Source organism: Pseudomonas paralactis (assembly GCF_001439735.1).
Classification (GTDB): domain Bacteria; phylum Pseudomonadota; class Gammaproteobacteria; order Pseudomonadales; family Pseudomonadaceae; genus Aquipseudomonas; species Aquipseudomonas paralactis.
The window spans coordinates 308373-320242 of the sequence record NZ_JYLN01000007.1 but is presented as its reverse complement, the minus strand read 5'-3'; the positions used below and the strand labels follow the sequence as shown (position 1 = coordinate 320242).

The window sequence follows — 11870 nt, the reverse complement described above, 5'->3', positions numbered from 1 at the left end:
CCCGTATTCCGACTGCTAACCTTGTCCCGGTCTTATGACCGCACCTTGCCGTGCCCGGCGTTCTGAAAACCTTGAATACAGAGACTCAATAAATGGAATGGTTAGCGGATCCTACGGCCTGGCTGGGCCTGGCGACTTTGATTGTGCTGGAACTGGTGCTGGGTATCGACAACCTGGTGTTTATCGCGATCCTGGCGGACAAGCTCCCGCCGGAGCAGCGCGACCGTGCGCGGTTGATTGGTTTGTCCCTGGCCCTGCTGATGCGCCTGGGCCTGTTGGCGAGTATTTCCTGGTTGGTGACCCTTACCCAGCCGTTGTTCGAAGTGTTCGACAAGAGCTTTTCCGGTCGTGACCTGATCATGTTGTTCGGTGGTGTGTTCCTGTTGTTCAAGGCCACCATGGAATTGCACGAACGCCTGGAAGGCCATGTGGCCCAGCACAAGGGCAATGTCGCCTACGCGATGTTCTGGCCGATCGTGGCGCAGATTGTGGTGCTGGATGCGGTGTTCTCCCTGGATGCGGTGATCACCGCCGTGGGCATGGTGGACGAACTGGCGGTGATGATGATCGCCGTGATCGTGTCCATTGGTTTGATGATCGTGGCGAGCAAGCCGCTGACCCGTTTCGTCAATGCGCACCCGACCGTGATCATGCTGTGCCTGGGCTTCTTGATGATGATCGGTTTTGCCCTGACCGCCGAAGGCTTGGGTTTCCATATTCCCAAGGGTTACCTGTACGCGGCCATTGGCTTCTCGATCCTGATCGAGGTGTTCAACCAGATTGCCCGCTCGCGTCGCAAAAAATCAGCGCAAGGTGTGCTGCCGGTGCGTGAGCGTACGGCCCATGCAGTGATGCGTTTATTGGGTGGCCGCAGCCTGGCGGTGGAAGAGGTGGGTGAGGAGGTCGCCGACCTGCTGGGCGAATCGGATACTGCGCAGGGCCCGCTGTTTGATCGACGTGAGCGAGTGATGATCAGCGGCGTGCTGCAACTGGCCGAGCGACCGATTCGTACCCTGATGACCCCTCGGGCCCAGGTGGACTGCATCGACCTGGCGGACGATCCCGACACGATCCGCCTGAAGCTGATGCATTCGTCCTACTCGCGCTTGCCACTGATCCGCAACGGTGCGGTGGATGAACCCCTGGGCTTTGTGCACAAGAAAGAATTGCTCAAGGAATACCTGGCCGGCAACGAGCCGAACCTGGAACACCTGGCGCGTCGGGCGATCAACCTGTTGGAGAGTTTTTCGATCCTCAATGCCCTGGAGCAGATGCGCCAGGAGTCCACCCATATTGCCTTCGTGATCAACGAATTCGGGGATTTCATGGGCGTGTTGAGCATGACCGATATTCTGGAGTCCATCGCCGGTGAATTGCCCGATGCCAGTGAAATCGAAGGCCCGGACATTATCGAGCAGGGCGATGGTTTTCGTGCCAACGGCGCCTTGAATCTCAATCTGGTGCGTCAACGCACGGGCTTCAAGGCTGCGGCGACCGAGGATTATCAAACCCTGGCGGGGTTGGTGATGAGCCTGCTCGACCGCCTGCCAGTGGTAGGGGATTGTCTGGAGCATGAGGGCTGGCGTTTGACGGTGGCTGAAGTGGAGGAGCGTCGAGTGACGCAAGTGCAGTTGCGCCCTTGTTCAGGTCATAACGGCTGAAGATCTCCTTCACGCACTGCGCTTGTTCTTCAAGGGGGCCAAAGCCTTTGAGTTTTTCTACCAGAGACCCTTTTAGGTAGATCAGCAGCGTCGGGGTGCCTGTTACGTCAGGGTGCCTCGGCGTATGGGCGCAGTCGAGCACCACGCTGACTATCCAGGGATGCTTCCAGGCTGCCTGTTCGAATAACGTTCCCGCTTGCGCGCAGGCGGGGCAGTGTTCGGAGACAAATAGAACGAACACTGGGCGCGGTGTGTTCAGCAGGCGTTCAAACGCCTTGGCGCTTGGAATGCTCCAAGTGGCGATTCCCATAATGAATTCCCTCCAGGCCGTATCGGTTTCTGCCAACGCTAAGCGCGAGGCTTGCCCGCGTCTACTGTCAACCTTCACAGGTCGCCGCGGTCTGCATGGGGGCGCAGTAACACCTGTGTGGAGTGTTGCGCAGCAAGCCCCAAGCCGACGGCGCAACGCCGTTTACCGCGTCGATAACCCTCTCGCTGATCCCTAAAGAGTTTCCCGGCAGCATATTTTTCATCCCCTGGGTGTGGCACACTTTCTGCGAGCTATTCCGCTGTTACAAACCAAATTCCGCTATAACGGAATCTGTGGTCATTGAAGTGGAATTTTAAGCGCGGTCGTTTTTTATAAGGAGCAACGTGTATGAGCATTACTCGTTACGGTACCGGCAGCACCGCAGGTGGCGGCCAGCCACGCCCGTTCGCACGCGCGGTGGAGGCTGATGGCTGGCTGTATGTGTCGGGCCAGGTGCCGGCGGTGGATGGCGAAATCATCAGCGGCGGCATCATTGAGCAAACCCGTCAGACCATGCGCAACGTAGTGGCGATCCTTGAAGAAGCCGGCTACGAGCTCAAGGACGTGGTACGCGTCGGCGTGTGGCTGGAAGACCCGCGGGATTTCTGGAGTTTCAACAAGGTGTTCGGCGAATACTTCAGCCCGGAACACGCCCCGGCGCGTGCCTGTGTACAGGCCAATATGATGGTTGATTGCAAGGTCGAGATCGATTGCGTGGCTTACAAGAAAAAGGGCTGAATCCCCCACTCTAAAGACCACAGCAAGTCAACTGTGGGAGGGGGCAAGCCCCCTCCCACAGGAGATCTCTGCCAGACCCTGGAATTTTGACGGGACCCGCCACTGCCATGACCGAAGACACCATCAAACGCCGCGCCAAAGGCCTGGACCGTGCGTTCGATATTCTCGATTTTCTCAAGGAAATCGGCCAGCCCCTGCGCCCGAATGATATTGCCAGTGGCATTGGCAGCCCCAAATCCACGGTCTACGAGCTGGTGGCGTCGCTGCTGGAGCGGCGCATCCTGGAAACCGTGGGCAAGGACGGCCACGTGTACCTGGGTCGGCAGCTGTATTTCCTCGGCCAGGCACACTTGCGCCATTTCGACCTGACCCGCGAGGCCGACCACGTCCTGCAGGACATTGTCAGCCAAACCCACGAAACCGCGCAGATGTGCCTGCTCAACGGGCGCAAGTACACGGTGGCGCTGATGCGCGAAGGCCAGCGGCATTTCCGTATTTCTTCGGATATCGGTGAAAACGCGCCGATCCCGTGGACCGCTTCCGGGCGTTTGTTGCTGGGGCATTTGAGTGACCAGCAGATCATCGAGTTGATCGACCCCGACGATTTCATCCTGCCGGATGGCCTGCGCCTGCCGCTGGACACCTTCCTGGCGCAGATTCGCCAGGCCAGCCTGGATGGGTTCTTTTCCTTCGACAGTGTCGCCGACACCTTCACCCATTGCTTTGCCGCCCCGGTGCGGGACGCTCAGGGCACTTGTATTGCGACCCTGTGCATCGTTGCCCCTCGGGCCGATGCCAGCAAAAACTACCATGACTATCGCCGGGTGCTGATCAACAGCGCCAACAGCCTGGCCCGGCGTATCAACGAATAGGAGTTTTCCATGTCTGCCCTCAATGCCGTTGAAAAAGGTGCCGCCGCCGTCGGTGCCCATTTGGTTCGCGATGTCAGCCTGCCGGCCCTGGTGCTGCACCGTGACGCCCTGGAGCACAACATTCGCTGGATGCAGGACTTCGTCAGCCACAGCGGCGCCGAGCTGGCGCCCCATGGCAAGACCAGCATGATGCCCGCGCTGTTCGAGCGTCAGATCGCTGCCGGTGCCTGGGGCATCACCCTGGCCAACGCGGTGCAAACCCGCGCCGCCTACGCCGGTGGCGTGCGCCGTGTGCTGATGGCCAACCAATTGGTGGGTGCGCCGAACATGGCGCTGATCGCCGACCTGCTGGCCGATCAGGATTTCGACTTCCATTGCATGGTCGATCACCCGGACAACGTCGCGGACCTGGGCCTGTTCTTCGCCGCGCGCGGCCTGCGCCTGAACGTGATGATCGAGTACGGCGTGGTCGGCGGCCGGTGTGGCTGTCGCAGCGAGCAAGAGGTGCGCGAGCTGGCCCAGGCGATCAAGGCCCAGCCGGCATTGGCGCTGACCGGTATCGAAGGTTACGAAGGGGTGATCCACGGCGAGCACGCCATCAGCGGTATCCGCGACTTCGCTGCCAGCCTGGTGCGCCTGGCGGTAGACCTGCAAGACAGCGGCCTGTTCGACCTGCCCAAGCCGATCATCACCGCGTCGGGCTCGGCCTGGTACGACCTGATCGCTGAATCGTTCGAGGCGCAGAACGCCGCCGGGCGTTTCCTCAGTGTGTTGCGCCCGGGCAGCTACGTGGCCCACGACCATGGCATCTACAAAGATGCGCAATGCTGTGTACTCGACCGACGCAGCGACCTCAACGAGGGCCTGCGCCCGGCCATGGAAGTCTGGGCGCACGTGCAGTCGCTGCCGGAGCCGGGTTTTGCGGTAGTTGCCCTGGGCAAGCGCGACGTGGCCTACGACGCCGGTTTGCCGGTGCCGCTCAAGCGCTACAAGGCCGGAATTGTCCCGGTGCACGCTGATGATGTGAGCGCCTGCAAGGTGACGGCGGTAATGGACCAACATGCGTTCATGACCGTAGCGCCGGGCGTTGAATTGCGTATTGGTGACATCATTTCGTTTGGCACGTCCCATCCTTGCCTGACGTTTGATAAATGGCAGGTGGGGTGCCTGGTGGATGAGCAGTTGCAGGTGGTTGAGTCTCTGCGTACCTGCTTCTAGACCGCGTCGCGGCTATCGCAGCGATGCGGCGACCCGACAAGCCAGCTCCCACATTCGACTGCATTCCTCCAGTTGGAATAGGGTCAAGTGTGGGAGCCGGGCTTGCCCGCGATGGGGCCCTCCAGCACACCTGAGAACTCTGCCATGAACACCCACCCCCACATCGCCCTCATCGGCGAATGCATGATCGAACTGCAACACCGCGCCGACGGCAGCCTGCACCAGAGCTTCGGCGGTGACACCCTGAACACCGCGGTGTACCTGCGCCGTGAGCTGGGCGAGTGCGCCAGCGTCGACTACGTCACCGCCCTGGGTGATGACAGCTTCAGCGACGCCATGTGCCAGCAATGGCAAGCCGAGGGCCTCGGCCTGGGCATGGTCCAGCGCCTGCCTGGACGCTTGCCTGGCTTGTACTGCATCCAGACCGACGCCAAGGGCGAGCGCAAGTTTCTCTACTGGCGCAACGAAGCGGCTGTGCGCGATTGCTTCACCACGCCTGCGGCCGAGCCGATCCTGGCAGCGTTGCCGGACTATGACGTGGTGTATTTCAGCGGCATCACCCTGGCGGTGCTGGGCGAGGTCGGGCGCGAGCGCTTGCTGGACACCCTGGTCGAAACCCGCCGCCGGGGTGGCAAGGTGGTGTTCGATAACAACTACCGGCCACGGCTGTGGGTCGATGTGCAAGCGGCCCGTGCGGCGTATCGCAGGGTGTTGGCCGAAGTGGATATGGCCTTGCTCACCGAGGATGACGAACGCGCGTTGTTTGGCTATGAGAATAGCGAGCAGGTGTTTGCGGCGTACCCGTCGATTGCAGAAGTGGTGCTCAAGCGGGGAGCGGACGCCTGCGTGATTCGTTGCGCGGGGGAGCGCTTTGCGGTGCCGGCGTTGAAGGTGGAAAAGGTGGTGGACACCACGGCGGCGGGAGATTCGTTCAGTGCGGCGTATTTGGCCTGCCGGCTCAAGGGTGGTTCGCCGCAAGAAGCTGCCTTGGCGGGGCATCGGCTGGCGAGCCGGGTGATTCAGCTGCCGGGGGCGCTGATACCGAGATGAATGGCCGCCTGCGGCGGATCGCGGGCAAGCCCGGCTCCCACATTTGAGTGGGTGTATACCGCTAAATGTGGGAGCTGGCTTGCCTGCGATAGCGGACTGAAGCCATCCACTCAATCCCGGTAAAACACCTGCACCAGGTGATAGCCAAACTTGCTCTTGATCGGCCCGTGCACCACCTTCACCGGCTTCTTGAAGATCACCGCATCAATCGCCCCCACCATCTGCCCGGGCCGTACTTCACCCAGGTCGCCGCCACGCTTGCCCGACGGGCAGGTGGAGTACTTCTTGGCCAGCACGTCAAAGGCTTCGCCCTTGGCAATGCGCTGCTTGAGCTGTTCGGCTTCTTCGCTGGTTTTCACCAGGATATGACGGGCTTGGGCTTTCATTGATCTCTACCAGGTGTACGACGGCGCGCGATTATGCCTGAACTCAGGCCTCGACGCCGATCATGCTGCGGATTTTGGTGGCCAGCAGGTCGATGGAAAACGGCTTGGCGACCATGTCCATGCCGTCTTCCAGAAAGCCCTGGCGCTCAGCGGCTTTCTCGGCATAACCGGTCATGAACAACACCCGTAGGCCAGGGCGATGCTGGCGGGCGATTTCAGCCAGTTGCCGGCCGTTCATGCCCGGCAGGCCGACGTCGGTTACCAGTAAATCCACGCGCAAATCCGACTCCAGCAGCGGCAGCGCGGCACGCGCATCCGCCGCCTGGTGCGCGGTATAGCCCAGTTCATCAAGCACATTGACCACCAACATGCGCACCGCCGGGTCGTCCTCGACCACCACCACCGCTTCACCGGCCAGGGCCACCGGGGCTTCGGCCAGGCTGACGGGTAGGTCGCGTTCCAGTGCGGTGCCATACAGGCGCGGCAAGTACAGGCGCACGCAGGTGCCCTGGCCCGGTTCGCTCTGGATGGTCACGTGACCACCGGACTGCTGGGCAAAGCCGTAAATCATCGACAACCCAAGGCCAGTGCCTTGGCCGATGGGCTTGGTGGTGAAAAACGGGTCGAACGCCTTGGCGAGGATTTTGGGTGCCATGCCGCTGCCGTTGTCGCTCACGCCGAGCATCACGTAGTCGCCTGCCTTGACCGGCTCCAGGGTGGTGATGTCGGTGCCGTCCAGGTAGCTGTTGGCGGTTTCGATCAGCAACTCGCCGCCGTCGGGCATGGCATCGCGGGCGTTGATCACCAGGTTGAGCAGGGCGTTTTCCAATTGGCTGGCGTCGGTGTTGACCGGCCAGATGTCTTTGCCCAGTTGCACCTTGAGCGCGATATGCGCACCCTTGGTGCGCCGGAACAGATCTTCCAGGGACGCCACCAACTGGTTGGGATCGGTGGGGCGGCGGTCCAGCGACTGGCGCCGCGAAAACGCCAACAGGCGATGGGTCAGGGCGGCGGCGCGATGGGCCGAGGACACGGCAGCGTCGGCAAAGCGGCCAATGTCCTCGCTGCGCCCGGCGGCAATGTAGCGCTGCATCAGGTCCAGGCTGCCGATGATGCCGGTGAGCATGTTGTTGAAGTCATGGGCGATGCCGCCGGTGAGCTGGCCTACCGCTTCCATCTTCTGGGCATGGCGCAGGGCGTCTTCGGCCCGTTCGCGTTCGAACATCTCGTTTTGCAGGCGCTGGTTGGCCTCGGCCAGCGCCTGGGTGCGCTGGGCTACACGCTCTTCGAGGTTCTCGTTGAGATGACGCAGGGCTTCTTCGGTGAGTTTGCGTTCGGTCTCGTCGATCACAAAAATGTAGAAGCCGTTCACCGAGCCGTCATTGCTGAAGCGTGGCAGGTATTTCATCAGCGCATGACGTGGGCGGCCATCGCGATGAGGCGTGAGGGTCATGAAGCTGCACGCCTTGCCGTTCAGGGCCGCTTCGATCTTGTCGATACGCCCGGCATATACCTCGTCGCCGAGTACTTCACGGATGGTCTTGCCGTACAGCTCCTGGGGCGTCTTGCCGTACCAGTCGAGGTAGGCGCTGTTGTTCAGGCGAAAGCGCTGTTCATGGTCCACGTAACTGATCAACACCGGCATGGCGTTGATGATCAGTTGCAGCTCCGTCTGGCTCTGGCGCAGTGCCTGTTCGGTGTGCTTGCGCTCGGTGAGGTCCAGCGCGGCACCGAGAAAGCGTGCGGGTCGGCCTTGTTGGTCCTTGTAGCAGCGGCCACGGGCGAATACCCAGCGCACCTGGCCGTCGGCTTGCAGCAGGCGATACTCCTCGGCGTATTCAGTGCCGAACGTGATGCAATGCTTGATGCTGCGCGTGACCATGCCACGGTCTTCGGGATGCACGCCGAGCAGATAGGCGCTGATGGGCAGCAGGCCGGCGTCACTGGGAGAGACACCGTGCAGGTAGGCAAAATGTGCATCGGCGATAAAGTGGTCTTCACCAATGTCCCAGTCCCAGGTGCCCACGGCATCGGTCGCCGCCAGCGCCAGTTGCAGGCGCTGCTCAGTGTTGTGCTGGGCCTTGAGGCTCTCTTCGGAGCGCTGTTGCAGTTCCAGGGTTTTGCTGCGCCGTTCGTTGGTTTCGATAGCGGTGACCAGAATGCCTGCCACCAGGCCGCTTTCATCGCGCACCGGGCTGTAGGTCAGGTCGAGCCAGATTTCGGTGTCGCGACATTCGCGTTGCAATACAAAACGCTGCTCGCTGAAGGTCCGCACCTGGCCGCCGAGCACTGCATCGTAGACCGGCGCAGCAAAGCTTTGCAGTTCCGGCCAGGTCTGGTGCGCAGGCTGGCCCAGGGCGCCGGGATGCTTGTTGCCCACCAGTTGGGCAAAACCATCGTTATACAGTTGTATGAGTTGCGGACCCCACAGCAGCACCATCGGCATCGGTGAATGCACGACGATATCAACGGCGGTGCGCAGGCTTTGCGGCCAATCACTGGCCTCACCGAGGGGGCTTTGCGCCCAGTCCAGCCGCTTGATCAATGCAGCGGCTTCGCTACCGGTGGATGTTCCATTCATGAAAAAAAGCCCTGAACACGACGCTTTGAAAAATGACCACACCCATTGTCCCAAGGAACATCGGCCCAAGGAGCATCAATGGATGACTACCCCGGAAAAATAGCACGCCTTGACGGTTTTTCTTCAAAACAGCGGCTCAGCGCTGAAACCTTTCATCTAAAAATCCAGTTCAGGGCGTCGGCGAAACTGCTCCAGTGCTTCGGGATTGGCCAGGGCATCGGTGTTCTTTACCGGCTCCCCATGTACCACGTTGCGCACCGCCAACTCCACGATCTTGCCGCTGATGGTGCGAGGGATGTCCGTGACAGCGAGGATCCTGGCCGGTACGTGGCGCGGCGTAGTGTTGGCACGGATCACCTGGCGGATCTGCTGTTGCAGCGCCTCATCCAGCTCGACGCCGTCATTGAGGCGCACAAACAGCACCACACGCACATCGTTTTGCCAGCGTTGGCCGATGGCGAGGCTTTCCAGCACCTGCGGGACTTTTTCCACCTGGCGGTAAATCTCGGCGGTGCCGATGCGTACGCCGCCAGGGTTGAGCACCGCGTCTGAGCGCCCATGAATCAACAGGCTGCCATTGGCCCGCTGCTCGGCGTAGTCGCCCTGGGCCCATACGCCGGGGAACTGGCTGAAATAAGAGGCACGCAGCTTTTGCTGCTGCGGATCGTTCCACAGCCCGATGGGCATGGCCGGAAAGTGCCGGGTGCAGACCAGTTCGCCTTTTTCCCCGATCAGCGGCCGGCCCTGGTCGTCCCACACCTCAATGGCCATGGCCAGGCTCTTGCACTGCATCTCGCCGCGCCGCACCGGCAGCACGGGGTTGCCGATCACGAAGCAGGAGACAATATCGGTGCCGCCGGACATTGACGACAGGCACAGCTCGCGCTTGATCTCGCGGTACACATAGTCGTAACTCTGGGGTGACAGCGGCGAACCGGTGGAAATCAGGCCCTTGAGGCTGCTCAGGTCGTGGCTCAGGCGTGGTTGCAGCCCGGCTTTCTCCAGGGTGGCGAGGAACTTGGGGCTGGTGCCGAACACGCTGATTCTTTCTGCATCGATCAGGTCGATCAAACGCTCGGGGCCGGGGTGAAACGGTGAGCCGTCATACAGCACCGCCGTGGCACCGATCGCCAGCACTGACACCAGCCAGTTCCACATCATCCAGCCGCAGGTGGTGTAGTAGAACAGGCAATCCTCGCGGCTCAGGTCGGCGTGCAGGCCGTGCTCCTTGAGGTGCGTGAGCAGCACGCCGCCGGTGCCATGGATGATGCATTTGGGGATGCCGGTAGTGCCGCTGGAGTAGAGGATATACAGCGGATGATCGAACGGCACAGCGACAAATTCAGGCTCGCCGCCGGCCTGGTAGAAGTCGTCCCACAGCGTGACCCGCGCCTGGCTGAGGTAATCGCCAACCTGCGCCTGAGGCCGGGCGTAGGGCACGATGATCAGCTGTTGCAGGGAGGGCAGGCGCGCGAGGATTTCATTGAGCTTGGCGCTCTGGTCGATGTTTTTGCCTGCATAGCGGTAGCCGGCGCAGGTGATCAGCACCTTGGGTTCGATCTGGCCGAACCGATCGATCACGCCCTGGGTGCCGAAATCCGGCGAGGAGCACGACCAAATCGCGCCGAGGCTGGTAGTGGCAAGCATACCCACCAGGGTTTGCCAGGTGTTGGGCATGCACGCGGCCACCCGGTCACCCATGCCAACCCCGGCCGCCCGCAAGCTTTTTTGCAGGCCGGCAACGTGCTCCGCCAGTTGCGCATAGCTCAATTGTTCACGTTGGCCGTCTTCGCTGACAGCCACCACCGCAGGATGATTGTCGCGGCGGCGCAACAGGTGTTCGGCAAAGTTCAGGGTGGCGCCGGGAAACCATTGGGCGCTGGGCATCTCGATGTCTTCGATCAGTGTGACGCTGGACGGGCTGCGAAACTGCACGTCGAAGAACGCCACAATCGCCTGCCAGAAGTCCGGGCGCTGGTCGATGCTCCATTGGTGCAGGGCAGGGTAGTCGTGGAGGTGCAGGCCGTGGCGTTGGTTGATGAAGCGGCGGAACTGGTCCATCCGTGTGTTGGCGATGCGTTCGGGCGAGGGTTGCCAGAGGATGTCGGACATAGCGAAATCTCTTGTTCTAGTATCGGTCTTCCAAACAATAGCGTTCCAATGTGGGAGGGGGCTTGCTCCCGATAGCGGTGGTTCAGTTACAAATGTCTACCCTGACACACTACTATCGGGAGCAAGCCCCCTCCCACATTTTGATCTCCGGTGTCTGGGGGTTATTGGGCCAGCCAGCCACCGTCGATATTCCATGCCGCACCGCGCACCTGGGCGCCAGCTTCGCTGCACAAAAACAGCACCAGCTCACCCAGCTGCGACGGCGTCACAAACTCCAGGGACGGCTGCTTTTCAGCCAGCAAATCCTGCTGCGCCTGTTGCGGGTCGATCCCACTGGCCACACGATCATCAATCTGCTTCTGCACCAGCGGCGTCAGCACCCAGCCCGGACAGATGGCGTTGCAGGTTACGTTGCTGGTGGCGGTTTCCAGGCCCACCACTTTGGTCAGGCCGATCACCCCATGCTTGGCCGCCACATACGCCGCCTTGCCCACTGAGCCGACTTGCCCATGCACCGAGGCGATATTGACGATACGCCCCCAGCCCTTGGCCTTCATGCCCGGCAAGCTCAAACGGGTGCTGTGGAACACCGAGGACAGGTTGATGGCGATAATCGAATCCCAGCGCTCCACCGGGAAGTCTTCCACCGCGGCCACATGCTGGATGCCGGCATTGTTGACCAGAATATCCACGCCACCGAACTCGCGCTCGGCGTAGGCGAGCATGTCGGCGATCTGCGCCGGGTCGCTGACATCCGCCGGGTGATGCCCGACCTTGCCGCCAAACGCCTGCACTTGGGCGATCACCGCGCTGGCATCGCCAAAGCCATTGAGAATCAGGTTGGCGCCGGCCTTGGCCAGGCTCAGGGCTATCCCCAAGCCGATGCCGCTGGTGGAGCCGGTGACCAGGGCGGTCTTGCCATTCAACGTCGTCATGAAAACC

The 11870-nt window shown here is 61.4% G+C and carries 9 protein-coding genes and 1 pseudogene; 5 read left to right on the top strand and 5 right to left on the bottom strand.

What is annotated here, in order from left to right:
• Window positions 1-92: 92 nt before the first annotated feature.
• A complete protein-coding gene (locus tag TX23_RS19285; RefSeq protein WP_057703572.1) occupies window positions 93-1661 on the top strand; it encodes a TerC family protein in 1569 nt (522 codons plus the stop codon).
• A 25-nt stretch (window positions 1662-1686) separates the two neighbouring features.
• Here the strand turns inward: TX23_RS19285 and TX23_RS27385 are convergent.
• A pseudogene (locus TX23_RS27385) lies at window positions 1687-1971 on the bottom strand (thioredoxin family protein); the annotation flags it as partial.
• Window positions 1972-2319: 348 nt separating this feature from the next.
• Between TX23_RS27385 and TX23_RS19280 the strand changes: the two are divergent.
• From TX23_RS19280 to TX23_RS19265, 4 genes are all read left to right on the top strand, one after another.
• Window positions 2320-2709, top strand: a complete 390-nt coding sequence (locus tag TX23_RS19280) for a RidA family protein (RefSeq protein ID WP_057703571.1) — start codon at window positions 2320-2322, stop codon at window positions 2707-2709.
• Between the two features lie 107 nt (window positions 2710-2816).
• Entirely contained in the window at window positions 2817-3581 is a 765-nt protein-coding gene (locus tag TX23_RS19275) for an IclR family transcriptional regulator (protein ID WP_057703570.1), read from the top strand.
• Window positions 3582-3590: 9 nt separating this feature from the next.
• Entirely contained in the window at window positions 3591-4799 is a 1209-nt protein-coding gene (locus TX23_RS19270) for an amino acid deaminase (RefSeq protein WP_057703569.1), read from the top strand.
• A gap of 144 nt (window positions 4800-4943) precedes the next feature.
• Window positions 4944-5849: a sugar kinase gene (locus TX23_RS19265; protein ID WP_057703568.1), complete on the top strand. Its 906-nt coding sequence runs from the start codon at window positions 4944-4946 to the stop codon at window positions 5847-5849.
• A 110-nt stretch (window positions 5850-5959) separates the two neighbouring features.
• On the opposite strand, the gene TX23_RS19260 is transcribed toward TX23_RS19265, so the two are convergent.
• The 4 genes from TX23_RS19260 to TX23_RS19245 form a co-directional block, all read right to left on the bottom strand.
• Window positions 5960-6235: a peptidylprolyl isomerase gene (locus TX23_RS19260; RefSeq protein ID WP_003174397.1), complete on the bottom strand. Its 276-nt coding sequence runs from the start codon at window positions 6233-6235 to the stop codon at window positions 5960-5962.
• A 43-nt stretch (window positions 6236-6278) separates the two neighbouring features.
• The gene (locus tag TX23_RS19255) at window positions 6279-8816 is read right to left on the bottom strand and encodes a PAS domain-containing hybrid sensor histidine kinase/response regulator (protein ID WP_057703567.1); all 2538 of its coding nucleotides are present in this window, start codon (window positions 8814-8816) and stop codon (window positions 6279-6281) included.
• Between the two features lie 156 nt (window positions 8817-8972).
• Window positions 8973-10928 carry an acetoacetate--CoA ligase gene (locus TX23_RS19250; protein ID WP_057703566.1) on the bottom strand — a complete coding sequence of 652 codons (1956 nt, stop codon included), beginning with the start codon at window positions 10926-10928 and terminating at the stop codon, window positions 8973-8975.
• A 161-nt stretch (window positions 10929-11089) separates the two neighbouring features.
• Entirely contained in the window at window positions 11090-11863 is a 774-nt protein-coding gene (locus tag TX23_RS19245; protein WP_032876062.1) for a 3-hydroxybutyrate dehydrogenase, read from the bottom strand.
• Between the last annotated feature and the right edge of the window lie 7 nt (window positions 11864-11870).